The sequence below is a fragment of the Herbiconiux sp. 320_LB genome, from assembly GCF_059691755.1.
The window spans coordinates 1-26,251 of sequence record NZ_JCAWAD010000006.1 but is presented as its reverse complement, the minus strand read 5'-3'; the positions used below and the strand labels follow the sequence as shown (position 1 = coordinate 26,251).

The window sequence follows — 26,251 nt, the reverse complement described above, 5'->3', positions numbered from 1 at the left end:
GCGGAATAGCGACGACAACTGACGGATCGGCGACAGTCTGCGGGCGAGGGCGTCAGGTGTCAGCCGCCGAGGGCGGCGTCGACGATCGACTTCGCCTCGGCCTGCACGCGGCGGAGGTGCTCCTCGCCCACGAAGCTCTCGGCGTAGATCTTGTACACGTCCTCGGTGCCCGAGGGCCGCGCCGCGAACCAGGCGTTGTCGGTGACCACCTTGACGCCGCCCACCGCCACTCCGTTGCCGGGCGCGTGCGAGAGCTTGGCGATGATCGGGTCGCCGGCGAGCTCGGTGGCCTGGATGGCGTCGCCGTCGAGCTTCGCCAGCGCCGCCTTCTGCGTCTTGGTCGCGGCCGCGTCGATCCGCTCGTAGACGGGTGAACCGAACTCCTCGGTCAGTTCCGCGTAGAGCTGCGACGGGGTCTTGCCCGTCACGGCGAGGATCTCCGACGCCAGCAGGGCGAGCAGGATGCCGTCCTTGTCCGTCGTCCACACCGAGCCGTCGAAGCGCAGGAACGACGCCCCGGCCGACTCCTCGCCGCCGAACCCGACCGAGCCGTCGATCAGCCCTGGCACGAACCACTTGAACCCGACCGGCACCTCCCACAGCGTGCGGCCGAGCGATCCGGCGACCCGGTCGATCATCGACGACGAGACCAGGGTCTTGCCGATCGCCGCATCCGGCTGCCAGCCCTCGCGCCGCGAGTACAGGTACTGGATGGCGACGGCCAGGTAGTGGTTCGGGTTCATGATGCCGGCGTCGGGGGTGACCACGCCGTGCCGGTCGGCATCCGCGTCGTTGCCGGTGGAGATGTCGAAGTCGTGGCGGCGGGCCACGAGCGAGGCCATGGCGTACGGGCTCGAGCAGTCCATCCGGATCTTGCCGTCCCAGTCGAGCGTCATGAAGGCCCAGCGCGGGTCGACGGTCTCGTTCACCACGTCCATGTTCAAGCCGTAGCGGTCGCGGATCAGCTCCCAGTACTCCACGCTCGCCCCGCCCAGCGGGTCGGCGCCGATGTGGATGCCCGACTTCTGGATCGCGTCGAGGTCGATGACGTTCACCAGGTCGGCCACGTAGTGCTCGCGGAAGTCGTAGGTGCCCGAGGGGGCGCCCTCGCCCCGGCCCACCCGCTTGACGTCGACCAGGCCCGCCGCGATGAGCTCGTTGGCGCGGTTCGCGATCCAGCCCGTCGCATCCGAGTCGGCCGGGCCGCCGTGCGGGGGGTTGTACTTGAAGCCGCCGTCGCCCGGCGGGTTGTGGCTGGGCGTCACGACGATGCCGTCGGCCTGGTCGTCGTGGCCGGCCTTGTTGTAGGCGAGGATGGCGTGCGAGACGGCGGGGGTCGGGGTCCAGCTGTCGCGCGAGTCGGTCCAGACCGTCACGCCGTTGGCGTTCAGCACCTCGAGCGCCGTGTCTTCAGCGGGCTTGGAGAGGCCGTGCGTGTCGCGGCCGATGAACAGGGGCCCGGTGATGCCCTGCGCGGCGCGGTACTCCACGATCGCCTGGGTGATGGCGGCGATGTGGTCCTCGTTGAAGGCGGTGTTGAACGACGAGCCGCGGTGGCCCGAGGTGCCGAAGATCACCTTCTGCTCGGGGTCGTTCACATCCGGATGCAGGTCGTAGTACGCCGCGACCAGCGCCTCGGGGTCGATCAGGTCTTCGGGAAGGGCTACGGTGCCGGCACGCTCATGCATGCCCCAAGTCTGGCACTGCTCGCCTTTCCGTGGAGAACTCCGGAGAACTCCGGGCCGGGTGCTCGCTAGGCTCGGGTCCATGTCGGAGACGTACAGCTATCTCGGCCCCTCGGGCACCTTCACGGAGGCCGCGCTGGCCCAGGTCCCCGAGGCCGCCGGCAAGGAGTGGCGCTCGGTCAACAACGTCGGCGAGGCCTTCGACGACGTGGTCTCCGGCCGCAGCGTCGCCGCCATGATCGCGATCGAGAACTCGATCGAGGGCGGGGTGACCTCGACGCTCGACGCACTGGCGAACATCCCGGGGCTCCGAATCGTGGGGGAGTACCTCGTGCGGGTGCAGTTCGTGCTCGTCGCGCGCCCGGGCACCGCGCTCGACGAGGTGCGGGTCGTCAACGCGCATCCGGTGGCCTACGCGCAGACCCGCAGCTGGCTCGACGCGAACCTGCCGACCCACGGCCACATCCCGTCGACCTCCAACGTCGCCGCCGCCCTCGCCCTGTTCGAGAACGATCTGGCGGATGCGGCGGTCGCCCCGCCCCAGATCGTGCAGCACCACGACCTCGAGGTGCTGGCGAGCGACATCGCCGACAACGCGAACGCCGTCACGCGCTTCGTGCTCGTCTCGCGAAGCACGAACCTCCCGGCCCCGACCGGCGCCGACAAGACGAGCATCATCGCCGAGCTGCCCTCCGACCGCTCGGGTGCCCTGCTGGAGCTGCTCGAGCAGTTCTCGACCCGAGGGGTCAACCTCTCGCTGCTGCAGTCGCGCCCGATCGGGGACGCCCTCGGCCGCTACCGCTTCGTGATCGACGCCGACGGCCACATCTCCGACGAGCGCGTCGCCGACGCGCTGCTCGGCGTGCGCCGGTTCAGCCCGAAGGTGCTCTTCCTCGGCTCGTACCCGCGCGCCGACCACGCGCCCGTGGAGTACACCGCGCGCTACGACAACGAGGTGTTCGTCGAGGCGCGCGACTGGCTGCGCGGCCTGATCGCCGGCGAGCCCGGGGCCTGAGCCACGAGCCCTGAGCCCAGAGCGCTAAGCCTTGAGCCCTGGGCCCCGAGCCTTCCCGGCTCAGCCCTGCGCGCCCTCGGTCAGCGACCGGATGGCGGCCACCGGGATCGGCAGCCAGTCCGGCCGGTTGCGGGCCTCGTAGCTCACCTCGTACAGCGCCTTGTCGAGCTCGAACGCATCCAGTAGCGCCCGCTGGGCCCGGAGGTCGTTGCCCGCGCGGGTGACGTAGCCGTCAAGGAAGGCCTCGCGGGCCTCGAGCGCCCAGTCGCGCACGGCCTGGGCGTTGGGGGCGGCGGCGAAGGTGCCGGCGACGTAGTCGAAGGAGCGCAGCATCCCGGCGACGTCGCGCAGGGTCACGTCGGGCTCGCTGCGCTCGGCGAGCGGGCGCAGCGGTTCGCCCTCGAAGTCGAGGATGATCCAGCCGCGGCCGGGCACGCCGAGCACCTGACCCAGGTGGTAGTCGCCGTGGATGCGCTGGAAGACCGGCCACTCGGCCGACTCGGCGAGGCGGAAGACGGTCTCGACCGCATCCTGCCGCTCGGCCAGTTCGGGCACCTCGAGCACGGCCTGGGCCGCGCGCTCGCGCATGCTCGCCATGATCCCGCCGACGTCGGCGGCCTCGGGCGAGCGCACGGGGAAGAGCTGGGCGAGCTCGGTGTGCACCTGGGCGGTGGACTCGCCGAGGGCGCGGGCCAGGGCCGAGAACGACTCCCCCGTCTCGGCCGAGCGCAGGGCCACCCGCCAGGCGTCCTCCACCTCGGGGATGAACTCCTGCGCGAAGGCGAAGTGCCCGGTGGCCTGGCCGCCCGGCAGCCGCGGGTCGTTCCAGGCGCCGCTGACCATGCCGACCGCCCGCGGCACGAGCCGCGAGCCCGCGTCGGAGAGGGCCGACTGCACCACCACATCCGGATTCGGCCCGTCGGCGAGAGCGCGGAAGACCTTGCAGATCACCGGCTGGGCCGGCTTGCCGTTCAGGTGCACCAGGTCGAAGACGATCGAGGTGTTCGACTGCTCGCCGCGCAGCACGTGCGAGTCGGTGACGCGCACCTCCGAGCTGGTCAGCGCGTGATGGCCGACCGCCTCGGTCTCGTCGCCCTCGCCCGCCTCGGCCTCGTCGTCGAGCATCAGTCCGAGCAGCGCCCGGGTGAAGGCCGGGTCGTGCGGGCCGTCGTAGACGTAGACCGTCCGGCCGTCGACCGTCGCGCGCTCGATCAGGGCGCGATCGCCGCCGAGCAGGTTCGAGGAGCGAAAGCTGAGGGGCACCTGGTACAGCACCGGGGGCGTGGCCGCCTCGTCGAGGATCAGGTGGGTCTCGAGGCCGACCTGGTGCTTGTGGTCGACGAGCGACCACATCCCGACGCGGCTCAGCCGGGGTTCGCCGGGGCCGGATGCGAACCAGCGCTGCGAGGCCATCCATTCGGCCAGCGCGGGTCGTACTTCTCGAGTGGACGGGAGACTCACTGGAGAGACGCTCATGCTCGGACCCTACGCCGACGGGGGCCGATCCACTAGGGCGCGGTCGGGGCCGTCAGTCCTGTTCGGCCGCCGCGGCGGCCTTCCCGAGGGCGACGTCCTTGACCCGGCGGTTCTCGGCGCGCACCTCGGCCTGGATGCGGCGTTCGGTCACCAGCCACTCCGGCGGCGACTGCAGCAGCTCGCCGATCTCCTCGGTCGTCAGCGCCTCGGTGACCCCGGCGCGCGCGAGCCCGGAGATCGAGACGCCGAGCTTGCGGGCGACGATGTCGCGCGGGTGCGGGCCGTTCAGGCGCAGCTGCACCAGCCACTCCGGCGGGCTCGCCAGCAGGGCGTTGAGCTGCTCGCGGGTGACCGGAGCATCCTGGAAATCGGCGGGCGCGGCCGGCAGGTAGATGCCGAGCTTCTTGGCGGCCGTGGCCGGCTTCATCGTCTGCACGGTCCCGGTGCGGGGTTTCTCGTCGGCGCTCATCTGCCCAGGGTATCCCGCCCTATCATGGGGCCATGACGCTGCGTGTGGCTTTCGTACCGGGCGTCACCCCGGCCAAGTGGTTCCGTATCTGGGACGAGCGGTTCCCGCGCACCCCGCTCGAGGTGGTGCCGCTCGAGACGGTCGCCCTCGGCGAACCCGACGCCCTCGAGGTGCTGCACCAGGATGCGGCCGACGTCGTGTTCGCCCGGTTCCCGATCGCGGGTGAGGGCGTCAACGCCATCCCGCTCTACAGCGAGGTGCCGGTGGTGGTGCTGCCGAAGGACCACGACCTCACCCTGCACGAGGAGCTCTCGCGCGCCGACATCGCCGGCGAACGGATGCTCGAGGTCGCCGCGACGCCGACCGGCGGCCCCGACGCGGTCGAGCTGGTCTCGGCCGGGGTCGGCGCCCTGATGCTGCCGAAGTCGCTCGCCCGCCTCTGGAGCCGCCGCGACGTCGAGTCGCGCCCGCTGACCGGGGCCGAGGAGACCCGCATCGCCGTCGTCTGGCGCACCGACCTCGACGAGGAGCGCCAGGCGCTGGTCGAGGAGTTCATCGGGATCGTGCGCGGACGCACCGCCAACAGCTCCCGCGCCGACACCGACCCGCACGCGCCCAAGGCGAAGGCCACGGCCGCTGCGAAGGCCAAGGCCCGCGAGGCCCGGGAGGCGGCGGCGAAGAAGAAGCAGCCCACCAAGAAGAAGGCGATCACCTTCGTGCCGCGCCGCACCAGGAAGCCGCGCTAGGCCGGCACCCGCACGAGCAGGGCGCCCGGGTCGACCCAGCAGTGCACGGCCGTCGCCATCCCCCACTCGTCGCCGTCGAGCTGGATCTCCTGCTCGCCGTCCAGCCGCAGCTCGAAATCCTGACCGGTGCTGTACGAGACCGAGCGCACGTCGTTGTTGAGGTCGATGATCTTGCGACCGGCGGCCGACTTGCGCAGCACGCCGTTCTCGAAGGCGATCTTGTTCCAGACCTTGAGCCAGCCGAAGGGTCCCTCGGGTCGCAGCGCGACGATGTCCAGACGGCCGTCGTCCGGCCGCGCATCCGGGATCAGCAGGAAGCCGCCGGGCAGTAGCCCGCAGTTGCCGACGATGACGGTGTGCACGCTCGTGCTCTTCCACGACGAGCCGTCGAGCCGGAACCGGAGCCGCACCGGCTTCAGGGTCGGGAGTGCGCGACCGATGCCGTCGACGTAGGCGAGCCAGCCGACGGCGCGCTTCAGCCTCGCGTTGGTCTTGGCGATCATCTTGGCGTCGAGGCCGAGGCCCGCCATCACCAGGAAGACGCGCTCCTCGGTGCTCTCATCCGATCGCGTGATCGTCACCAGACCCAGGTCGATGGCCCGATCCGTGCCGCTGAACACGATCGAGACCGCCTGCTCGACGTTCGTCAGCGTCATCGAGAGGTTGCGGGCGAGCAGGTTGCCGGTGCCCACAGGCAGCAGGCCGATCGGCACTCCGGTGTCGCGGAGCGCCTCGGCCACCGCGCGCACGGTTCCGTCGCCGCCGGCCGCCATGACCACAGCCGCTCCTTGCTCGAGAGCCGTGCGGGTCGCGCCGCCGCCGCCGTCCTCCGCCGTCGTCTCGAACCACAGCGTCTCGCCCCAGCCGGCCGCCTTCTCGGCGGCGGCCACGATTCCGCGCAACCGTGCCGCATCCACCTTGATCGGATTCACGACGATGGCCGCGAAAGGCGGCGCCCCCGCACCCGTTCGGTCTCCCACGGGTTCACCGTAGCGCCTAAGTAGGATGGACCCGTGATCGATCCAGTGCTCCTGCGTGAATCCCCCGACGTCGTCCGCAACTCGCAGCGCGCCCGCGGGTCCTCGGTCGAACTCGTCGACGTGGCCATCGCGGCCGACCTCGAGCGCCGTGCCGCCATCCTCGAGTTCGAGAACCTGCGCGCCGAGCAGAACGCCTTCGGCAAGCAGGTCGCGGCCGCGCCGAAAGACGAGAAGAAGGCGCTCGTGGCCCAGGCCCAGGAGCTCGCCGCGCGGGTGAAGGCCGCGAACCAGCGGGCGACGGATGCGGAGAACGCCTTCCTCGAGACCGCCCGCCAGATCCAGAACATCGTGATCGACGGGGTTCCTGCCGGGGGCGAGGAGAACTTCGTCACCCTCCGCGAGGTGGGCGAGAAGCCCGTCTTCGACTTCGAGCCCCGCGACCACGTCGAGCTCGGCGAGAGCCTGAAGTTGTTCGACCTGGCCCGTGGCGCGAAGGTCTCGGGCGCCCGCTTCTACTTCCTCACCGGGGTCGGCGCGCGGCTCGAGATCGCGCTGATGAACCTGGCGCTCGACCGCGCGCTCGCCGCGGGGTTCACGCCGCTGATCACCCCGACGCTGGTGCGCCCCGAGACGATGGACGGCACGGGCTTCCTCGGTGAGCACGCCGACGAGGTCTACTACCTCCCGGCCGACGACCTGTTCCTCACCGGCACGAGCGAGGTCGCGCTCGCCGGGTTCCACATGGGCGAGATCCTCGACATCGCGCCGGAGGGGGGCACTGCGGCCTCCGCGACCGCTCCGACCTCGATGCGCTACGCCGGCTGGTCGACCTGCTACCGCCGCGAGGCGGGCTCGCACGGAAAAGACACCCGCGGCATCCTGCGGGTGCATCAGTTCAACAAGCTCGAGATGTTCAGCTACGTGCTGCCCGAGAACGCCGAGGCCGAGCACGAGGCGCTGCTGTCGTACCAGGAGGGCATGCTCACCGACCTGGGCCTGACCTACCGGGTGATCGACGTGGCCGCCGGCGACCTCGGGTCCAGCGCCGCCCGCAAGTTCGACACCGAGGCCTGGGTGCCGTCGCAGGAGACCTACCGGGAGCTCACCTCCACCTCGAACTGCACGACCTACCAGGCGCGCCGGCTCGACACGCGCTACCGCACCGAGTCGGGCAAGACCGCCCCGGTGGCGACCCTCAACGGCACCCTCGCGACCACGCGGTGGATCGTGGCGCTGCTCGAGACCCACCAGCAGGCCGACGGCTCCGTCGTGGTCCCCGAGGTGCTCCGGCCCTACCTCGGCGGCCTCGAGCGGATCGTCGCCCCGTGACCCCGACCCCCTGGCTCGTCGCGCTCGACATCGACGGCACGGTGCTCCACGAAGACGGCTCGCTCAGCGAGGCGGTCGGCGCGGAGGTGCGCCGGCTGACCGCCGAGGGCCATCAGGTGATGCTCGCCACGGGCCGGTCGGCCGCGCACACCCTGCCGGTGCTCGCGCTGCTGGACATCGCCCCGGAGTACGTGGTCTGCGCCAACGGCGCGGTCACCCTGCGCCGCGACCCCTCGGCGCCGCTCGGCTACCGCCAGGAGCACGTCGAGATCTTCGACCCCGGGCCCGTGCTGACCACGATCCGCGCCCACCTTGCCGAGGCCCTGTTCGCGGTCGAGGACGACGAGGGCCATTTCCTCTACACCGGCGAGTTCCCCGACTCGGTGCTCGGCGACGGCAGCGAGAAGGTGCCGTTCGAGAGCCTGCTGGGCCTGGATGCGACCCGCGTGGTCGTCGTCTCGCCCGACCACGACATGGAGGACTTCCTCAAGGTCGTCGAGCGGATGGGGCTGCACCGGGTCTCCTACTCGATCGGCTGGACCGCGTGGCTCGACATCGCGCCGGACGGCGTGAACAAGGCGACCGGCCTCGAGCGCGTCCGCGCCGAGCTCGACATCCCGCGCACCCGGGTGATGGCGATCGGCGACGGCCGCAACGACATCGAGATGTTCCGCTGGGCCGGTGCCGAGGGGCGCGCGGTCGCGATGGCCCAGGCGCCGGAGGACGTGATCGAGGCGGCTACCGAGACCACCGCCTCGGTCTACGACGACGGCGTCGCGGTCACCCTCGCCACGCTCTGACCCGCGCTCCCGGCCGGTCCCTGGTAATCTCGACCCCGATCGCTCCGGCGATCGGGAGGGCTGTCCGAGCGGCCGATGGAGCCAGTCTTGAAAACTGGTGGGCAGAAATGTCTCGCGAGTTCGAATCTCGCGCCCTCCGCATGAGTACCAGCGCATCCGTCTTCCTGCCGGGTGCCCGGCTGACCGACCACCGCATCCGGGTGCCGTTGAACCACGCCGAGCCGCAGGGCGAGACGATCGAGGTCTTCGCGCGCGAGGTGGCCGCGCCCGACGGCCTCGACCGGCCGTTCCTGCTGTTCCTCCAGGGCGGCCCGGGTCAGGAGTCGCCGCGCCCCACCTCGCCGCTCGGGCCGAGCTGGTTGGGCCGGGCGCTGCAGGACTTCCGGGTCGTGCTGCTGGATCAGCGCGGCACCGGGCTCTCGACGCCGTACGACCGGGCGGGATCCGATCCCGTGGCCGACGCCGAGCGGCTCCGGCATTTCCGGGCCGATGCGATCGTGCAGGATGCGGAGCTGCTGCGCGAGCACCTCGGTGCGCGACGCTGGAGCCTGCTGGGTCAGTCGTTCGGCGGGTTCACGTCGCTCAACTACCTGTCGGTCGCGCCGGACAGCCTGCGCGAGGTCTTCTTCACGGGCGGGCTGCCTCCGGTGGGCCGGCCGGTCGACGAGGTCTATGCGGCGACCTACGACGCCATGCGCATCCTGAACCGCCGGCACCACGCCCGGTTTCCGGGCGACCGCGAGCGGCTCGCGCGACTACTGGCGGCCGCGGCGGCGGGGGACGTGCGGGCGCCCGACGGCAGCTCGATCGGCCCCACGCTGGTGCGCTCGATCGGCCAGCACCTCGGGATGGACGGCGGGGCCGAGCTGATCCACTTCCTGCTCGAGCGCGACCCCGGGTCGGCCTCCCTCGCCTACGACCTCCAGGCGCTGGTGCCGTTCTCGGGCCGCAACCCGCTGTACGCGGTGCTGCACGAGTCGAGCTACGCCGACGGCGGGGTCACAGGCTGGGCCGCGGAGCGGGTGGCGCCGGAGGACTTCCGCGGCGACACGGAGCTGTTCACCGGGGAGCACCTCTTCCGGCGGGAGTTCGACGAGATCCCGTCGCTCCGGCCGTTCGCGCCCGTCGCAGAGCTCTTGGCCCAGACGGACTGGCCGCGGCTCTACGATCCGGCGGTGCTGTCGGCCGGCGATGTCCCGGCCGCCGCAGCGATCTACGCCGACGACCCGTTCGTCGACCGGGAGTTCTCGCTCGAGACCGCAGAACTCCTGCCGGGCCTCCGCCCCTGGCTCTCGAACGAGCACCTGCACAACGGCCTCCGCACCGACGGCGCCGCCCTCCTCGGCCGCCTCATCGCCCTCACCCGAGGCCTCCGCTAGCCGGCGCCCCCGTCCGTCCCCGCCCCCGCCCCCGTCCCGCCCCGCCGACTGTCCGCGACCCGTCACTTGTTGTCGCTATTCCGGGCCGATAGCGGCAACAACTGACGGATCGGCGACAGGTGGGGCCACCCGCGGCGGCCCGGCGAGGGCGGTCAGGCGAGGAGGGTGTCGAGGCGGGCGTAGCCCTCGGTGACGCCGCGCTCCATCCCGTTCTCGAGCATCCCGTCGCGCCACTCGACGCGCGGGAACACGCTGTGCCCGGCGACCCGGCTGCGCCCGCCGGGCAGGGCCTCGAAGCGCACCGACTCAGCGAGACCGAATCCGGCATGCCGTCCCACTCGAAGGTCTGCACGATGAGCTCGCCGGGCCGGACGGTGTGGAAGACGCCGCGGAAACCGAAGCGGTCGCCCGCCGGGTTCACGTGCACGTACCGGTAGCTCCCGCCGGTCTCGAGCGTGTACTCCTCGATCTCCATGTCGTAGCCGTCCGGCCCCAGCCATTGGCGCACCAGGTCCGGGTCGCGGTACGCCTCGAACAGGGCGTCGACGGGGGCCTCGAACTCCCGGGAGATCTCGGCGAACGGAAGCCCCTCGGGGGCGGTGATGGTGACGGGGTTGGTCATCGGTCCTTCTCCTTCTCGTCTTCGTTGTCGTGTGTCGGATGCGGTGTGCTGCTGGTCGCCCGGTCGAGGACGCCGTCGAGCCGCCGGAACCGCTGCTCGTGCAGCAGCCGGTAGCGGTCGATCCAGCCGGTGAGCTGCTCGAGCGCGGCGGGTGCCAGGTGCACCGGTCGGCGTTGGCCCTCCCGGGTGCGCGTCACGAGCCCGGCGGCCTCGAGCACGGCGATGTGCTTCGAGACCGCCTGCACGGTGATCGCGAACGGCTCGGCGAGCTCGGTGACCCCCGCCGGCCCGGTGCTCAGACGCGCGATGATCGTGCGCCGCACCGGATCCGCCAGGGCCAGGAAAGCCCGGTCGAGCTCAGCGTCGTCCATGTTCAACCAATCAGTTAATCAATCAGTGAGTTGAATATAGGACCGACCCGCACGCACGTCAACCCGCATCCCGCCAGCAATGCCGATGAGACTCACAGTTTCATTCGTGAGAATGGATGGTTGTCATGGCCTCCCTCCACCCCGTCGCCCGTCACGGCCGGCTGAAGACCCCCTCGCGCTGGGGGCTCGTCGGCCGATCCGTCGCACTCGCGGCCGCGGTGCTCACGGTCAGCGGGGCAGCCTTCGCGGGCTTCGCGACCTGGAGCGTCTCGAGCGAGGTGCGCACCGTCGATCTCGCGGGCGACACCGCCGACGGGTCGCTCGCCGCCGCATCCGTACCCGAGGTCTCGGCGATCGACGGCGGGGTCAACCTGCTCCTGGTCGGCAGCGACAGCCGGGAGGGTCAGGGCGACGCCTACGGCGAGACCGAGGGCAACCTCAACGACGTGACGATGCTCCTGCACATCGCTCAAGACCACTCCAGCGCCACGGTCGTCAGCTTCCCGCGCGACATGGTCGTGCCGATCCCGTCGTGCCCCGACCCCGACGGCGGCAGCTTCGACGCCATGAGCGCGCAGCCGATCAACGTCACCCTCAGTTACGGCGGCCTGCCCTGCACGGTGCTCACGGTCGAGGCGCTGACCGGTCTGCACATCCCGTACGCGGCCGAGATCCAGTTCAACGGCGTGATCGAGATGTCGAACGCGGTCGGCGGCGTGCCGGTCTGCGTCATCGATCCGATCGACGACGCCTACACGGGTGTCGTGCTCGACAGCGGCACGCACACCCTCCAGGGGGCGGATGCGCTCGGCTTCCTCCGCACCCGGCACGGCGTCGGCGACGGCAGCGACCTCGGGCGGATCTCGTCGCAACAGGTGTTCCTGTCGTCGCTGGTGCGCACGATCAAGTCCAGCGACACCCTCGGCGACTTCGGCAAGCTCTACGGGCTCGCCCGCGCGGCCTCGGGCAACATGGTGCTCTCCAAGAGCCTCGCCTCGCCCGACACCCTGGTCTCGATCGCCCTCGCGCTGAAGGACATCGACCTCGACCGCGTGAGCTTCGTCGCGTACCCCGGCACGACGGGCGGCGAGGGCGTCTACGCCGGGAAGGTGCAGCCGCTGACGGATGACGCGGCGGTGCTCTTCGACGCGATCGCCGCCGATCGCCCCGTCGTCACCGCCCAGCCCGGCAACACGGGAGTCGGTGCGGTCGCCGACCCGAACGCACCGGCCGCGGCCGGGACGACGGATGCATCCCCCGCGCCGACCGCGTCCGCCGGCGACCCGAGCGGTACAGACCAGACCGGCACCGACCCGACCGGCGCCGACCAGACCGGCGCCGACTCGACCGCCACCGACTCGACCGGCACCGGCCCGAGCTCGACGGTCACCGCCCTCCCGCCCTCCGTGAAGGGCCAGACCGCGGCCGAGTACACCTGCTCGAAGGGCAATGAGCAGTAGCAGCGCCCACCCGCCGCGCTACCGTGGGACGATGTCGACCGACCTGCTCTGGACCGGCCCGCCCGCCGGTCCCGTCCTCCTCCTGGCCCACGGTGCCGGCGCCGCGATGGACTCGGACTGGATGAACCGGTTCGCCGCCCTGCTCGCCGACCGCGGCATCCGCACTGCCCGGTTCGAGTTCGCCTACATGGCGGCCCGCCGCTCCGGATCGCGCAGGCCGCCGCCCAAGGCCGAGACACTGGCCGACGAGTACCGTGCCGCGGTCGCCGCCGCCCGAGCGGCCGTCGCGCGGCCGATCGCGATCGGCGGCAAGTCGATGGGCGGCAGGGTCGCGAGCCTCGTCGCCGACGAGCTGCACGAGGCCGGCGAGATCGACGCCCTGGTCTGCCTGGGCTACCCCTTCCATCCCCCCGGCAAGCCCGAGAACCTCCGCACCGCCCACCTGGAACACCTGGCCACCCCGACGCTGATCTGCCAGGGCGAGCGCGACCCGTTCGGCACGCGCGCCGAGGTCGCGACCTACCCGCTGTCGCCCGCCGTCCGCATCCACTGGCTCGGTGACGGCGAGCACGAGTTCAAGCCCCGGCTGAAGATCTCTGGTCGCACGCACCTGCAGAATCTGATCGAAGCGGCGGATGCAGTGGCCGCGTTCCTCGGCGTCGAGAACGAATCCCACGATCGGCTATGATGGCCAAGGCGAAAGCCAAGGAGACGTCGCATAGTTCGGCCTAGTGCACCACCCTGCTAAGGTGGAGTACCCGTCAAGGGTACCGTGGGTTCAAATCCCACCGTCTCCGCACCCGAGGTCCGTCGAGACCCACCGCATCGTCACCGCAACCGCCACGTCACCGCGACCTGGCGGTTTTTTCGTGCCCTCGTGGCTCCTCCGCCGGTGCATCGGCACGCGACCTGCCGTGCAGGAGCACGCCCACCTGGGCGCGGATGTCGGCGCAGATCGTCGCGTCGTCGGAGCGCAGATGGATCGGCGACGCGAGGCTGACGAACATGCTCGCCGAGATCACCCGGGCCAGCAGCTCGGCGTCGCCTGCGGTGATCCGGGGCCCGTCGCGGAGGATCTGCACGAAGGCCCGATCGACCTGAGCGATCAGCTCGAGGCCGGCGCGGTGATGCGGCTCCTCGGGGTCTCCGAAGACGAGCTCGCGCAGATAGGCGCGCCCGTTGTCGATCTGCTGCCGGTTGCAGGCCACGATCGGCTCGACCATCGCCATGATGGCGTCGAGCGGGGTCGAGGCCGACGCCGCGGCGCGGGCACCGACCTCGATCGCCTCGGCGTAGTGCGAGTTCTGCACGAGCAGCAGCAGCTCGGCCTTGTTCTTCGCGTACAGGAAGAGCGTGCCGGTGCCGATGTCGGCGGCGTCGGCGATCTGCTGCGTGGTCACCTCGTCGACCCCGTGCCGGCTGAAGAGCTCCGCGGCGGCGGCGGTGATGCGGTCGAGCTTCTGCTGCTTGTTCCGCTCGCGGCGACCGAGCGGGGCGGGGGAGGGGTCACTGGATGTCATGGGTTAGCCACGTTATCGCATTTTTCTTAGACGATCATTTGCGACCAGAGTCAAAAATGACTACGCTCAGTAAAAGAAGACCGCAACCCACCCCCATCCGACCCACCGAAGTGAGACAGACCGATGAAGGCATTCAGGATCGACCGCTACCAGGGCGAGCCCGTCGAGACGGAGGTCGCCGAGCCGGTGCCCGGCGACGCCGACGTGCTCGTCCGGGTGCACGCGGCCGGCGTCAACCAGCTCGACCTCAAGCTGGCCGCGGGCGAGTTCAAGGCAATGCTGCCCTACCGGATGCCGCTCACCCTCGGTCACGACGTGGCCGGCGTGGTCGAGGCCGTCGGTTCCTCCGTCACGCGGTTCGCGGTCGGCGACGAGGTGTTCGCGCGGGCCGCCGACCTCCGCATCGGCACCTTCGCCGAGCGCATCGCCCTCGCCGAGGCCGACCTCGCCCTGAAGCCCGCGACCACGAGCATGGTCGAGGCGGCATCGCTGCCACTGGTCGCCCTCACCGCCTGGCAGGCGCTGGTCGAGCGGGCCGACGTGCGGCCCGGGCAGCGGGTTCTGATCCACGGCGGAGCCGGCGGCTTCGGCTCGATCGCCATCCAGCTCGCGAAGCACCTCGGCGCCCACGTCGCCACCACCGCGAGCGGATCGAACGCGGAGTTCGTCCGCGAGCTCGGCGCCGACGAGGTGATCGACCATCGCTCGCAGCGGTTCGAGACCGTGCTCTCCGGCTACGACGTGGTCGTCGACGGGATCGGCGGCGAGAACCTCGAGCGGTCCCTCCACGTGCTCCGGCCCGGCGGGCGGGCGATCGGCATCGCCGGGCCGCCGGATCCGGCGTTCGCCCGCTCGATCGGGGCCAACGTCGCGGTGCGCCTGGCGGTCACCGGCCTGAGCGCGAAGATCCGCCGCCAGGCCAAGCGGCTCGGCGTCGACTACTCGTTCCTCTGGGTGCGGGCCGACGGCGGTCAGCTCGCCGAGATCGCGACCCTCGTGGATGCGGGAGTGCTGCATCCCGTGATCGGCCGGGTGTTCCCGTTCGCCGAGACGCCCGCGGCCCTCACCGCCCTCGACCGCGGCGGCCTGCGGGGCAAGGTCGTCATCACCCTCGACTGATCCGGACGACCGCCCCGCCTCTATCCTCCGAACCGAAAGCTCGAGAGCATCCACCATGACCAGCGAACCCGTCATCACCTCCTACGCCGACGCGCCGAACCGCACCGTCACCGCGGGCGGCACCACCTTCGCCTACCGCGAGCTCGGGCCGAAGGGCGGTGTGCCGGTCGTCTTCTTCGTGCACCTCGCCGCGACCCTCGACAACTGGGATCCGCGGATCATCGATCCGATCGCGAAGAACCGGCACGTCATCGCCTTCGACAACGTCGGTGTCGGCGGCTCGTCGGGCACGGTGCCTCCCACCATCGAGCAGGCCGCCGAAGCGGCGTACCGCTTCATCACCGCCCTCGGCCACGACGAGATCGACGTGTTCTCGTTCTCGATGGGCGGGATGATCGCGCAGGACCTGATCGTCGCGCATCCCGGGCTCGTACGCCGTCTCGTGCTCACCGGAACCGGGCCGCGCGGCGGCAGGGACATGGACAAGGTGCTTCGCACCACCTACTACGACCTGCTCCGGGCGTCGCTCACGCGCTCCGACGTGAAGGAGTTCCTGTTCTTCAACCGGGACGCCGTCGGCAAGCGCGCCGGCAAGGCGTTCATCGAGCGGCTGAAGGAGCGCACGACCGACCGCGACGCGTCGATCGGCCTGAAGGCGTTCCAGACCCAGCTGCGCGCGATCCAGCGCTACGGCCGCTCGACACCCTCCGACCTCTCGGTGTTCACGATGCCCACCTTGATCGCCAACGGCGACAACGACCGCATGGTGCCCTCGGTGCTGTCGACCGACCTTCATCAGCGCATCGCCGGGTCGGAACTGATCGTCTACCCCGACTCCGGCCACGGCGGCATCTTCCAGTACCACAGCGATTTCGCGCCCCGCGCGGTCGAGTTCCTCGGCCGCTGAACGGCGGCGCCGAGCCGCGTGTCCCGAACCCCGGGGTGCCGCCTCGTCTCAGAGGCCGAGGACGAGGAGGTCGCCGCTCGACGGCTCGCCGGCCGCCTCGGCGAACGACGCGAGCGCGGCGGCCACGGCGCGCTGCTCCTCGGGAGCGAGCCGGCCGAGGATCTCGGCGATGTCACGACGGCGCCGCGCGGTCACCTGGTCCACGAGCGCGCGGCCCTTCTCCGTGATCCGGATCAGTACCTCGCGACGGCTGTCGGTGCTGGTCGCCCGATCCACCCAGCCGTTGATCACCATCCGGTCGATCGTTCGGGAGAAGGTGGACGCGTTGGCGCTCATCCGCTCCGCCAGCGCACCGATCCGCAGGGTGCCGGTCGTCGCCAGAACCACCAGCACCCGGAACTGCGGCAGCGTCACATCGGGCAGCACGTCGGCGACCGAGCGGGCGATCACGCCGAGCAGCGCGCGGGACGACACGAGCGTCGCCTCGACCGCAGCCGCGTCGACGGCAGAGGCCGCGCCAGCCGCACCCGCACCAGCAGGGGCCACCCCAGCCGTCCGCTCGCCCACCTCCGTCACCTCCTCAGCGCCCAAGCCCGCACAACACGTGCCATCGTACAAGTGTCTCGAGGCGCCACACCGACCCCGGGCGGGCCTGGGCGCCGGCACTCGGCGTCGCTTCAGCGTCCGTCGATGCGGGCTTTCAGGCGCGCCACCGCGGCGGTCTGCTCGGCGACGGCCGACGGATCGGCGGTCTCCGCCCGCAGCTGACCGTCCAACGCATCGAGCTGGCCGCGGAGTGCGTCGTCGACGGCAGCGTCGGAACATGTCGAGTGGACTTCGGAGACGACGTTCAGGAACCGGCGGACCACGGCGGGGTCGCCGGCTCCATGGTGCCGCACGGGCGAGAGCACTTCGTCTATCGTGACCGCCGGGCTGGCGGGAGTGGGGATGAGGCGGAGGTGACCGTCGGACCCGTCGAGGCCGGCCGGGAGCGCGGGCATGGTGATGACCCGGGTGAGCAGGGCGCTGAGGTGCCCGAGGGCGTTGACAGCGGTCGTCGGGTCGTTGACGCCGGGGGAGAGTGCGCGCACTCCGATGTCCACGATCTGTTGCAGGCCGTAGCCGATGTCCTGGGCCGCGGTGCGCTCGTAGCCTGTCGTGTAGGCCGCCCGGACGGCGTTCTCGATCGATTCGCGGTCGGGATCGGATCCCGAGATGTCGGAGGGCCACCAGGCGGCGAGCGGGGTGCCGGCGACGACGTTCTCGCCGATGCGCCGTCTCTCCTGGATGACGATCGAGTGTCGTTCCGCCGCCTCGATCAGGCCTGCATGATCGTGACCGGTGATGAAGCCGTTCGTGGTCACCTCGACCAGCTCCACCTTCTCGGGAACCGTGTACCCGCCGGAGTGGCCTCGAGCGGCGTCATTGCTCTGCCCGACGCGGTCGATGACACGGTCCGTGTCGGCGTGGATGTCCTTCAGCATGGTCTCCACGCGCAGCTGTGCGGCAAGGTGCGCGAGGAAGAAGACCAGCATCACGACACTGACCAGGGTGAGCACGAAGCCGGTCGTCACCGAGATCCGAGGAACGAACTCGGGAACCGTCTCCGTCTCCGCGCGGACGGAGCGCAGGACGGTCAGGGAGTAGGCGAACGTCCCCAGGAAGAGGGCGAGGGTCGCGTGCACCTGGCGGTCTCGTGCGAACAGGCGGAGCACCCGGGGAGACGCCTGACTGCTCGCCAGTTGCAAGGCCACTACGGTCAGCGAGAACGTGAGCGATGTCGCCGTGATCAGTGAACCCGCGATGGAGGAGAGCACGGACCTCGCCGTCTCCGCGCCGCCGCTGAAGAGGAGGGAGTCCACATCGGTGGGCAGAGCGCTGTCCACCACCAGGTCGACGCGAGGCAACACGATCCCCACGGCGACGGCGGCGACGACGGCTGCGACGGGGAGCGGCCAGAGCCGCGACTGCACCGACTCGGAGAACGTCGCCCACCAGGTGAGGTTCCGTGCCCGGGACGGTCGTCGTGCGTGTGACATGATCCGTCCCACCTCCTCCGCTTTCGATCGGTGCCCGGTCGTAGTCTCTACCGAGCCCTTCGACTCTGACCATCTTGCCGTGCTGTTGGTCCTTGGTGATGATCGCGTCGAGGGCGGCGACGGTGAAGGCTGGGAAGGGGGCGCCTCTACCCGGAGGGCGACGTCGCGCAGTGTGAGGCCGTCACTCGGGCCGGGAGGCCTGAGTGGCCCGGGAGCCCGCGCCCGCCTCGTCGGGCAGAGTGATCTGCCCGGTGGCGGTCTCGTACCAGTCGCTGAGCGCCGGGTCGTCCGTGTCGATGTCCGCACCGGCCCCCTCGGCCGCCTCGACCCCGGTGGCGCCGAAGACGAAGTCGTCGCCGTGCTCGGCGATGCCGCGGCGCACCCCCTGCGCGATCGCCGCCCGGGCGAACCGCCTCCGCAGCAGGTACGGGTCGGTCCTGAGCTCCTTCGTCCAGGCGATCATGATGCCGATCACCACGAAAGCGAACGGCAGCGCCGACACCACCATGATCGACTGGAGGCCCGAGAGGGCGGTCTCTCCTCCCGCCAGCAGCAGTGCGAGCGCCGCGGCGCCGAGCAGCACGCCCCAGGTGATCGTCACCCAGGTGCTCGGCTCCGGCTTCCCGCGCTGGCTCACCGAGCCCATGACGATCGCGGCGGAGTCGGCCGAGGTGACGAAGAAGAGCACGATCGAGAGCATCGCGAACACCGACAGGATCGCGCCGAACGGGAGGTTGTCCAGCAGCGCGAACAGCATCGCCTCGCTCGATCCCGCCTCGCTGATGCCCAGCCCCTGCGACTCGAAGAGCATCGAGGTGCCGCCGAGGATGCCGAACCACACGACGCACACCACCGAGGGCACGACGATGACGACGGTCACGAACTCCCGGAGCGTGCGGCCGCGGGAGATCTTGGCGATGAACATCCCGACGAACGGGGTCCACGAGATCCACCAGGCCCAGTAGTAGTTGGTCCAGCTCGACATGAACGTCGCTGCGTCCTCACCCTGCGCGGGGTTCCGCATGAGCATCGTCCAGAGGTCGCCGAAGAAGGCCGACACGCTGGCAGGGATCAGGTTGAACAGGAACAGCGTCGGCCCGGCGATCAGGATGAACACCCCGATCACCGCGGCGAGGACCAGGTTGATGTTCGACAGGATGCGGATGCCCCGCTTGATGCCCGAGACCGCCGACACGACGAAGGCCGCGGTGAGCACCGTGACGATCACGACCAGAGCGCCGTTGCCCAGCGGGCCGATGCCGGCGACGTACTCCACACCGCTGGCGATCTGCAGCGCGCCCATGCCCAGGGTGACGCCGGTGCCGAACAGGGTGACGATGATGGCGAAGACGTCGATGATCGACCCCAGCCACCCCTCGGTCCGTTCGCCGAAGATGGGCTTGAAGATCGCCGAGATCAGTGGAGGGCGGCCCCGGCGGTACGCCGCGTAGGCGATCGCCCCTCCGACGAGGGCGTAGAAGGCCCAGGCCATCGGTCCCCAGTGCAGGATCGACTGCGCGAGGGCATCGAGCATCGCGTCGGAGCTCCCGGCCTCGGAGGTGAAACCGTAGGGCACGTCGTTGAAGTAGGTGAGCGGCTCCGCGGGGCCCCAGAACAGCAATCCGATGCCCATCCCCGCCGAGAACAGCATCGCGATCCAGGAGACGGTCGAGAACTCGGGGGTCTCGTCGTCGGAGCCGAGACGGATCCCCCCGGTGCGCCCGTAGCCCACGACGAGCATGAAGACGATCGTCGCCGCGGCCAGCAGCGAGAACAGCCAGCCGAAGTTGGTCGTGACCCAGTCGAGCGAGGTCGCTCCCACGCTGCTGATGCTCTCCGGCGCGAGGAAGCCCCAGACGGTCACGGCGAGCACGAGCGCTCCGGCGATGATGAACACGGCCCAGTTCGTGGCGAAGGATCGGGGGGTGTCCTCGACCCCGATCCCCGGGATCAGCGCCGGATGGGTGACCTCGTTCAGGATCCGTTTCGGGCTGCTCCGGCTGGGGCGTCCTTCGGACTCGGGGGTGGGATGTTCGGCGTGCGGCATGGTGGCATCTCCAGCGGACGCCGGTACAGGCGGCCGCGATCGGTTCGGCGTATCCTGCGTCGGACAAAGCAACTAATGTACTACAGCAACTGTTGCACCCCTGCGCAGATCTCTCCTCCCGCCGGAGACCCCCGCCGCAGACCCGTCCCGCAGGCCCGTCCCGGAGACCCGTCAGTTGATGATCTCGCCGCGCTCCTCGGAGGGACGCGAGACGATCCGCTCGCGCCAGAACTCCAGCGCCTCCGGCGTGAGCCTGGTCCAGTCCGCGACCTCCTCGAGAATCCGCAGGGGTGCGGCGCTCCGGAACGAGCGGGTCGGGTTGCCCGGGAACTTCTTGTCCGTGACGTTCGGGTCGTCCTCGAACGGCCCGGTCGGCTCGACCAGGTATACCCGCGGCACGCGATCGCCGGGCAGCAGCTCCGCGGCGAGCTCGGCCGCGAGCCCCGCGCCGTCCCGCAGCGCCGTGAAGTAGATGTGGTTCATCACCACCTCGGGGCGGTAGTTCGACGGGAACCCGGGCGCCAGGAGCTCGCCCGCCTGGAGTTCCGCGACGGTGCCGTGATAGAAGGGGCCCGTCTCCTCTGCTGCATCCACCGCACCAGCATAGAACCGGCCTACGGTGGTCACTGGGGCGGCTCGGGAGGAACAGGATGACCACCAGCACGAGCGACACCCTGCTCGGTGAGGCCGACCTCGAGCGGCGGGCGGCCCTCCGGCGGATGAAGCTGATCGCCACGGCCCTCCTGGTGCTCTCGGCGATCGTGTTCGCCCTCGCGTTCGCGTTCGAAGACCGTTACCCGTGGCTGGGTTACGTGCGCGCCGCCGCCGAGGGGGCGATGGTGGGGGCGCTCGCCGACTGGTTCGCGGTGACCGCGCTGTTCCGGCATCCGCTGGGCCTCCGCATCCCGCACACGGCGATCATCCCGAACCGCAAAGACGAGATCGGGGTCAGCCTCGGCGAGTTCGTCGAGCAGAACTTCCTCTCCGACGAGGTCGTCCGCAGCAAGCTGGCCACGTTCAGCGTGGCCGACCGGCTGGGCTCCTGGCTCTCGGATCCCGCGAACGCCGAGCGGGCCGGCGCCGAGGGTGCGGTGGTGGCGCAGGGCGTGCTGCGCTTCCTCAGCGACAGCGACGTCGAGAACCTGATCGAGCGACTCGCCCGCGAGTACCTGTTCGACCGCGAGTGGGCGCCGACGCTCGGCCGCCTGGGCGGCGAGCTGGTCGCCGCCGACCAGCAGCGCGCGATGGTCGACGCCCTGGTCGATGCGGCCAAGACCTGGCTGACCGAGCATCCGGATGCACTGGGTCACGTCGTCTCCACCCGCCTGCCCCGGTGGGTGCCCGGTTTCGCCCGCGATCTCGCCGACGATCGCGCCCACCGCGAGCTGCTCGGCCTGCTGCAGGCGGTGCGCGAGGATCCGGAGCATCCGCTGCGCCTGGCGATCGACGGCTACCTCACCGATCTCACCGACCGGCTCGAGCACGACCCCGCGATGGCCGAGCGGGTCGAGGCCATCAAGACCGAGTTCCTCGAGAGCCCGCGCCTGCGGTCCTTCGCCGCTCAGCTGTGGGAGGCGGTCCGGTCCCGGCTCACGGAGTCGCTCGCGGACCCGGCCGGCGGGCTCCGCTCGGCCGCGACCGCGGCCCTCGTCGACGTCGGCGTGCGGCTCTCGGGCGACCGCGTGCTCGCGGCCAAGATCGACGTCTGGATCACCGATGCGGCCGGCTACGCCGTGCAGAAGTACCGGCACGACCTCGCCTCGATCATCAGCGACACGGTGCAGCGGTGGGATGCGCGGGAGACCACCCAGAAGATCGAGCTGCAGGTGGGCCGCGACCTCCAGTTCATCCGCATCAACGGCACCGTGGTCGGGGCGATCGCGGGCGTCGCGATCTTCGCGATCGCCACCGGTCTCCGCACCCTGGTCGCCTGACCCGCGCCGCGCCGCCCCGCGCCGCCGACCGGCCCCGCGCCGCAGCCGCCCTCAGCCGGCCACTCCGCTGCCGACCGCCCGCCCGTCGACGGCCCGCCCGCCGACGGCCCGACCGTCGACCGCCCGCCCGCCGACAACCCTCACGTCGAAGTTCTGCGAGAACACGCCGTCCGGGTCCCATTCCGCCTTCACGGCCCGAAGGCGCTGCAGCGTCGCCGGCGGGAAGGCCTCCTCGATCCTCCGCGGGTCGTGTCCGGACTCGAAGCTCAGGTACATGCCCGTCATCCGCTCGTGCACCGGCTCCCAGGCCGCGGCGAACCGCGGGGTGTCGGCCGCCGCGATCGCCGTCACCGAGAAGTTCTGGTGCCGGTGCGCGTAAGCGGTCGCCTCCTCGGGCACGTCGTTGATCGCGCCGCCGGCCGACCTGATCTGCAGCATCTGCGTGCTGCCCTCGGCGAGCAGCCGACCGAGCCGCCGGGAGAGATCGGCGTCGAGGTGGTCGGCGAGCCCCGTGTGGGTGAACGCCCGCTGCTGACCGGAGTGCCGCGCATCCGTCGTGAGGGGAACCGCGGCGTAGGGCACGATCTCGGCCCGCTGCCCGGCGAGCCCCGGCAGGGCGGCGAAGGGGCCGAGCGCGGCGATCGCCGCGTCGGGGTCGTCGGAGGCGTGCACGACCGTGGCCTGCGCGAAGGGTTCCGCGCCGCCGCCCAGGTAGAGGAAGGCCGAGATCTCGCGGGGTGCGGCCTCGACCGTGGCGCCCCAGCGCTCGAGGAAGTCGGCGGGGTCGTCCAGCCGGTAGGCGAAGGTGGCCTGCGCGACGACGGGCGTCGTCGCCGCCTCGAGGTCGAACGAGGTCACGATCCCGAGGTTCGCCCCCGCTCCGCGCAGGGCCCAGAACAACTCGGGCTCCTTCTCGGCCGAGACGTGATGGATGGTGCCGTCCGCGGTCACCAGCTCCGCCGAGCGGATGCGGTCGATCGTCAGACCCTGCGACCGGCCCATCAGACCGATGCCGCCGGTGGTGGCGAGCCCGCCGACCCCGACGTCGCCGGAGTCGCCCGAACTGATCGCGAGCCCCCAGGGCAGGAGCGCTCGCGCGACGTGCCCCCAGTGCGCGCCGGGCCCGAGGCGCACGGCGGTGTCGCCGGTGCGCTCGATCCCCGCGAGCCGGCCGAGGTCGATCACGGTGCCGCCGACGTTGGTCGAGATGCTGCTGATGCCGTGGCCGCCGCTGCGGATGGCGAGCTCGCCCCCGGTGCGGCGCGCATGGGCGAGCGCCTCGGCGACCTCCTCGGCGCTGCGGGGGCGGATGAGCTCCGCGGGCGCGCCCGTGGAGCTGTAGACGTGCTGGAGAAGGGGGTAATCGCGATCGCCGGCGTGGACGATGTCGAGCATGAGCGTGTCCTCAGAGCTGTGGGGGGGTGGCGACCGGCCCGGTGGCCTTGTCGATGAAGTAGTGGAGGGTCTCGCCCGTGAGGGGCGAGGTGCCGGCGACCAGGGCGGCGATGTGCGACCCGATCGCCGTGCCGTCGATCCAGCGCCGGTCGTCGATGCCGGCGAGCTGCCGGGCCCGGGTGCGTACGACGCCGAGGATGAGCTCGTAGGCGCGCAGCCCGCTGCCGCGCAGCTCGGCCGCGAGCGTGCGGGTCATCGACTTGCCCGCCGCGGCGCCCAGGGCGACCACGGCGTTGCCGGGGAAGGGGATGTCGGCGCTCAGCCCGTTGAGCTGCAGCAGGATGCCGCCGGGTGCGAGGGTGGGCGTGAAGGCGCGGTACACCCGGAACACGGCCGTCAGGTTGTCCTCGACCAGGGTCGACCACTCGTGGTCGGTGAGGCCGAGGAGGGGCTTGGGCCCCTGGTCTCCCCAGGAGGCGATGGCGACCACGACCCCGTCGAAGGGCCCGAAGCGCTCCGCGAGCTCTTTCGCCCTCCGGTCCAGGTCGGCTCCGAGTCCGTCGATCACGGCGACGTGCAGCGATTCGTGCCCGATCCGTTCCGCGAACTCCTCCAGTCGTCGTTCGTCGCGTCCGGTCGCGATGACCGTGGAGCCCGAGGCCAGCAGCGTGCGCACGACGCCCTCGCCCACGCCGCCACCGCCTCCGATCACGACGACGGTGCGCCCGGTGAGGTCGGTGCGGGGCTCGGTCCAGCTGATGGCTTCCGATGCGATGGTCATTTCTCGTCCTTCGATAGGTGCCGGATATGGGCCTCGAGCGCTCCGAGCGCGTCGGCCAGCCCCTCCAGCTGCGTGGGGGTGAGTGCGGCGGCGAACCACTTCTGGGCCGACCGCAGGTGGGGCCCGATGGCCCGGCGGTACGCCTCGAGCCCGGCCTCGGTCACGGCGACGACGGATGCGCGGCCGTCCTCCGGGTCGGGGTCGCGTCGCACGAGTCCGCGCTTCTCGAGCCGGCCGAGCTGATGCGCGAGCCGGCTCGAGTCCCAACCGATCGCCTGGGCGCAGGCACCCGGGCGCATCCCGTTCGCGGCCAGGCGCAGGTGGGCCAGCACCGTGAACTCCGTGTCCGACAGCCCGGCGTCGGCCCACAGGTCGCGGCCCACCTCGCGCTTCAGGATCTCGACGACCCCGTGCAGCTGTTCCCACGTGCCCAGTTCGAGCTCGGTCATTTTCTCTGACATGTCAGTTACTCTAGCACCACTTCTGACGTGTCAGGTAAAATGCGGACTGATAAGATCCGTACTCGTGTCAGACTCCCCGAGCAGAAGCGTCACCGTCCCCCAGAACGACCCCTCGTTCGACGATGTCTGGGACGAGCTGACCTATCGGGGTCTGGTGCACGTGTCGACGGATGAGGCGGCGCTCAAGACGCTGCTGGCCGGCCCGCCCGTCACCTTCTACTGCGGCTTCGACCCGACCGCGCCGAGCCTGCACCTCGGCAACCTGGTGCAGATCCTCGTGATGCGCCGCCTGCAACTGGCCGGCCACAAGCCCCTCGGGCTGGTCGGCGGGTCGACGGGCCTGATCGGCGACCCGAGGCCGACCGCCGAACGCACCTTGAACACCAAGGAGACGGTCGCCGAGTGGGTGGGCTACCTCTCGGACCAGGTCGCGCGCTTTTTGAGTTTCGAGGGCGAGAACGCGGCGCGGATGGTGAACAACCTCGACTGGACGGCGCCGCTGTCGGCGATCGACTTCCTCCGCGACATCGGCAAATACTTCCGGGTCGGCACGATGCTGAAGAAGGATGCGGTCTCGGCGCGGCTCAACTCCGATGCCGGCATCAGCTACACCGAGTTCAGCTACCAGATCCTCCAGGGCATGGACTTCCTCGAGCTCTACCGCTCGTACGGCTGCGTGCTGCAGACCGGGGGCAGCGATCAGTGGGGCAACCTCACCAGCGGCACCGATCTGGTGCATCGCGCCGAGCACGCGAGCGTGCACGCGATCGGCACCCCGCTCATCACGAACTCGGACGGCACGAAGTTCGGCAAGAGCGAGGGCAACGCCGTCTGGCTCGATCCCGCGCTGACGAGCCCCTACGCGTTCTACCAGTTCTGGCTTAACACCGACGACGCGGATGTGATCCAGCGCCTCAAGATCTTCACCTTCCTGCCGCGCACCGAGCTCGAGCGGCTCGAGCACGAGGTCGCGGAGTCCCCGTTCCGGCGGGAGGCGCAGCGCACCCTCGCCTTCGAGGTGACCGCACTGGTCCACGGAGTGGCCGCGACCGAGGCGGCCATCGCCGCGGCCGGCGCCCTGTTCGGTCAGGGAGACCTCGCGACTCTGGATGCGGCGACGCTGGCGGCCGCGATCGGCGAGCTGCCGTCGACGACCGCCGCTGCCGACACCCCCGTGGTGGAGGCCCTGGTCGCGACCGGGCTGGTCGCGAGCCTCAGCGAGGCACGTCGCGCGATCGCCCAGGGCGGTGTCTACGTGAACAACGCCAAGGTGGTCTCCGACACCGCCCTGGTCGGGGACCACCTGCTCCCCGGCGGGATCGCCGTGCTCCGGCGCGGCAAGAAAACCCTCGCCGGCGTCACCGTTCCGCAGTAGCACGCGGCGACACGCCCGGGCTGCGAGGTGGATTTGGCCCGGTCGGAAACCTCCGCGTAATGTAATCCCTCGTCACCCCACAGGTGCGGGAAAGCCGAAGAGCTTCCCGGCCTCAAGCGGGACATCGATCCTCCTCCAATTTCAGGTTCTCTTCTTGAGCGCCGTCGAATCGGAGCGTAGGATTAAGCCCTTCCTCTTCGGAACCGCAGCGTGTCGATTTGACAAGCTGCGCCGGAGTGCTAGGGTAGAGAAGTTGCCCAGAGCGGCGGCCTAACGGTCTGGTTCTGGTGTATCCGATCCTTGAGAACTCAACAGCGTGCACAATGTCAAATGCCAAATAC

General features: G+C 70.7%; 25 protein-coding genes, 2 tRNA genes and 1 pseudogene. 13 read left to right on the top strand and 15 right to left on the bottom strand.

Translation table 11 applies throughout. From position 1 onward, the window contains the following. Positions 1-59 precede the first annotated feature (59 nt). Positions 60-1,688, bottom strand: a complete 1,629-nt coding sequence (pgm, locus tag AC59HU_RS15530; RefSeq protein WP_497224328.1) for a phosphoglucomutase (alpha-D-glucose-1,6-bisphosphate-dependent) — start codon at positions 1,686-1,688, stop codon at positions 60-62. Between the two features lie 79 nt (positions 1,689-1,767). On the opposite strand from pgm, the gene pheA reads away from it, so the two are divergent. Further along, entirely contained in the window at positions 1,768-2,700 is a 933-nt protein-coding gene (gene pheA, locus AC59HU_RS15525) for a prephenate dehydratase (protein WP_497224327.1), read from the top strand. Positions 2,701-2,760: 60 nt separating this feature from the next. Here the strand turns inward: pheA and AC59HU_RS15520 are convergent, their stop codons facing one another. Beyond that, a complete protein-coding gene (locus AC59HU_RS15520) occupies positions 2,761-4,176 on the bottom strand; it encodes a maltokinase N-terminal cap-like domain-containing protein (RefSeq protein WP_497224326.1) in 1,416 nt (471 codons plus the stop codon). 52 nt (positions 4,177-4,228) lie between these two features. After that, positions 4,229-4,603, bottom strand: coding sequence for a DUF5997 family protein (locus AC59HU_RS15515; RefSeq protein ID WP_497224571.1), 375 nt, complete (start codon positions 4,601-4,603; stop codon positions 4,229-4,231). Positions 4,604-4,677: 74 nt separating this feature from the next. On the opposite strand from AC59HU_RS15515, the gene AC59HU_RS15510 reads away from it, so the two are divergent. After that, positions 4,678-5,391 (top strand): substrate-binding domain-containing protein, encoded by a 714-nt coding sequence (locus AC59HU_RS15510; protein ID WP_497224325.1) that lies wholly within the window; start codon positions 4,678-4,680, stop codon positions 5,389-5,391. On the opposite strand, the gene AC59HU_RS15505 is transcribed toward AC59HU_RS15510, so the two are convergent. Then, positions 5,388-6,371, bottom strand: coding sequence for a diacylglycerol/lipid kinase family protein (locus tag AC59HU_RS15505; protein ID WP_497224324.1), 984 nt, complete (start codon positions 6,369-6,371; stop codon positions 5,388-5,390). The genes AC59HU_RS15510 and AC59HU_RS15505 overlap by 4 nt on opposite strands. Before the next feature lie 33 nt (positions 6,372-6,404). On the opposite strand from AC59HU_RS15505, the gene serS reads away from it, so the two are divergent. From serS to AC59HU_RS15485, 4 genes are all read left to right on the top strand, one after another. Further along, positions 6,405-7,700, top strand: a complete 1,296-nt coding sequence (gene serS, locus AC59HU_RS15500; RefSeq protein WP_497224323.1) for a serine--tRNA ligase — start codon at positions 6,405-6,407, stop codon at positions 7,698-7,700. Then, positions 7,697-8,500 (top strand): HAD family hydrolase, encoded by an 804-nt coding sequence (locus AC59HU_RS15495; protein WP_497224322.1) that lies wholly within the window; start codon positions 7,697-7,699, stop codon positions 8,498-8,500. Before serS ends, AC59HU_RS15495 begins: the two co-directional genes overlap by 4 nt. Before the next feature lie 54 nt (positions 8,501-8,554). Continuing rightward, positions 8,555-8,639, top strand: a tRNA-Ser gene (locus tag AC59HU_RS15490). A 1-nt stretch (position 8,640) separates the two neighbouring features. After that, positions 8,641-9,879 (top strand): alpha/beta fold hydrolase, encoded by a 1,239-nt coding sequence (locus tag AC59HU_RS15485; RefSeq protein WP_497224321.1) that lies wholly within the window; start codon positions 8,641-8,643, stop codon positions 9,877-9,879. 152 nt (positions 9,880-10,031) lie between these two features. On the opposite strand, the gene AC59HU_RS15480 is transcribed toward AC59HU_RS15485, so the two are convergent. From AC59HU_RS15480 to AC59HU_RS15470, 3 genes and pseudogenes are all read right to left on the bottom strand, one after another. After that, the gene (locus tag AC59HU_RS15480) at positions 10,032-10,217 is read right to left on the bottom strand and encodes an SRPBCC family protein (protein ID WP_497224579.1); all 186 of its coding nucleotides are present in this window, start codon (positions 10,215-10,217) and stop codon (positions 10,032-10,034) included. A 44-nt stretch (positions 10,218-10,261) separates the two neighbouring features. After that, a pseudogene (locus AC59HU_RS15475) lies at positions 10,262-10,501 on the bottom strand (SRPBCC domain-containing protein); the annotation flags it as partial. Further along, entirely contained in the window at positions 10,498-10,872 is a 375-nt protein-coding gene (locus AC59HU_RS15470; RefSeq protein ID WP_497224320.1) for an ArsR/SmtB family transcription factor, read from the bottom strand. The gene AC59HU_RS15470 and the pseudogene AC59HU_RS15475, both read right to left, overlap by 4 nt. Before the next feature lie 125 nt (positions 10,873-10,997). Between AC59HU_RS15470 and AC59HU_RS15465 the strand changes: the two genes are divergently transcribed. The 3 genes from AC59HU_RS15465 (at position 10,998) to AC59HU_RS15455 (ending at position 13,129) form a co-directional block, all read left to right on the top strand. Continuing rightward, positions 10,998-12,332: an LCP family protein gene (locus AC59HU_RS15465; protein ID WP_497224319.1), complete on the top strand. Its 1,335-nt coding sequence runs from the start codon at positions 10,998-11,000 to the stop codon at positions 12,330-12,332. A gap of 31 nt (positions 12,333-12,363) precedes the next feature. After that, the gene (locus tag AC59HU_RS15460; RefSeq protein ID WP_497224318.1) at positions 12,364-13,020 is read left to right on the top strand and encodes an alpha/beta family hydrolase; all 657 of its coding nucleotides are present in this window, start codon (positions 12,364-12,366) and stop codon (positions 13,018-13,020) included. Positions 13,021-13,039: 19 nt separating this feature from the next. Further along, positions 13,040-13,129: transfer RNA gene (locus tag AC59HU_RS15455), tRNA-Ser, on the top strand. Between the two features lie 48 nt (positions 13,130-13,177). Here the strand turns inward: AC59HU_RS15455 and AC59HU_RS15450 are convergent. Continuing rightward, on the bottom strand, positions 13,178-13,852 hold the full coding sequence (locus AC59HU_RS15450; RefSeq protein WP_497224317.1) for a TetR/AcrR family transcriptional regulator: 675 nt from the start codon (positions 13,850-13,852) through the stop codon (positions 13,178-13,180). 123 nt (positions 13,853-13,975) lie between these two features. On the opposite strand from AC59HU_RS15450, the gene AC59HU_RS15445 reads away from it, so the two are divergent. Together AC59HU_RS15445 and AC59HU_RS15440 are read left to right on the top strand one after the other, a co-directional pair. After that, complete coding sequence (locus AC59HU_RS15445) at positions 13,976-14,971, top strand: NADP-dependent oxidoreductase (RefSeq protein WP_497224316.1); 996 nt, start codon at positions 13,976-13,978, stop codon at positions 14,969-14,971. A 55-nt stretch (positions 14,972-15,026) separates the two neighbouring features. Further along, complete coding sequence (locus AC59HU_RS15440) at positions 15,027-15,878, top strand: alpha/beta fold hydrolase (RefSeq protein ID WP_497224315.1); 852 nt, start codon at positions 15,027-15,029, stop codon at positions 15,876-15,878. A gap of 48 nt (positions 15,879-15,926) precedes the next feature. Here the strand turns inward: AC59HU_RS15440 and AC59HU_RS15435 are convergent, their stop codons facing one another. From AC59HU_RS15435 to arr, 4 genes are all read right to left on the bottom strand, one after another. Then, positions 15,927-16,445: a MarR family transcriptional regulator gene (locus tag AC59HU_RS15435; RefSeq protein WP_497224314.1), complete on the bottom strand. Its 519-nt coding sequence runs from the start codon at positions 16,443-16,445 to the stop codon at positions 15,927-15,929. A gap of 110 nt (positions 16,446-16,555) precedes the next feature. Further along, positions 16,556-17,917, bottom strand: coding sequence for a DUF2254 domain-containing protein (locus AC59HU_RS15430; protein ID WP_497224313.1), 1,362 nt, complete (start codon positions 17,915-17,917; stop codon positions 16,556-16,558). 181 nt (positions 17,918-18,098) lie between these two features. Next, positions 18,099-19,964, bottom strand: coding sequence for a BCCT family transporter (locus AC59HU_RS15425; RefSeq protein WP_497224312.1), 1,866 nt, complete (start codon positions 19,962-19,964; stop codon positions 18,099-18,101). 171 nt (positions 19,965-20,135) lie between these two features. Further along, positions 20,136-20,558, bottom strand: a complete 423-nt coding sequence (gene arr, locus AC59HU_RS15420) for an NAD(+)--rifampin ADP-ribosyltransferase (RefSeq protein WP_497224311.1) — start codon at positions 20,556-20,558, stop codon at positions 20,136-20,138. 56 nt (positions 20,559-20,614) lie between these two features. Between arr and AC59HU_RS15415 the strand changes: the two genes are divergently transcribed. Next, positions 20,615-21,898 carry a DUF445 domain-containing protein gene (locus AC59HU_RS15415; protein WP_497224310.1) on the top strand — a complete coding sequence of 428 codons (1,284 nt, stop codon included), beginning with the start codon at positions 20,615-20,617 and terminating at the stop codon, positions 21,896-21,898. 51 nt (positions 21,899-21,949) lie between these two features. On the opposite strand, the gene AC59HU_RS15410 is transcribed toward AC59HU_RS15415, so the two are convergent. From AC59HU_RS15410 to AC59HU_RS15400, 3 genes are read right to left on the bottom strand one after another with little or no spacing between them, the layout of a single operon-like run. After that, on the bottom strand, positions 21,950-23,293 hold the full coding sequence (locus tag AC59HU_RS15410; protein WP_497224309.1) for an FAD-binding oxidoreductase: 1,344 nt from the start codon (positions 23,291-23,293) through the stop codon (positions 21,950-21,952). A gap of 10 nt (positions 23,294-23,303) precedes the next feature. Beyond that, positions 23,304-24,074, bottom strand: a complete 771-nt coding sequence (locus tag AC59HU_RS15405) for an SDR family oxidoreductase (RefSeq protein ID WP_497224308.1) — start codon at positions 24,072-24,074, stop codon at positions 23,304-23,306. Beyond that, on the bottom strand, positions 24,071-24,535 hold the full coding sequence (locus tag AC59HU_RS15400) for a MarR family winged helix-turn-helix transcriptional regulator (protein WP_497224307.1): 465 nt from the start codon (positions 24,533-24,535) through the stop codon (positions 24,071-24,073). The genes AC59HU_RS15405 and AC59HU_RS15400 overlap by 4 nt, the downstream gene beginning before the upstream one ends. Positions 24,536-24,599: 64 nt before the next feature. On the opposite strand from AC59HU_RS15400, the gene tyrS reads away from it, so the two are divergent. Next, complete coding sequence (gene tyrS, locus AC59HU_RS15395) at positions 24,600-25,910, top strand: tyrosine--tRNA ligase (RefSeq protein ID WP_497224306.1); 1,311 nt, start codon at positions 24,600-24,602, stop codon at positions 25,908-25,910. The last annotated feature ends 341 nt before the right edge of the window (positions 25,911-26,251 follow it).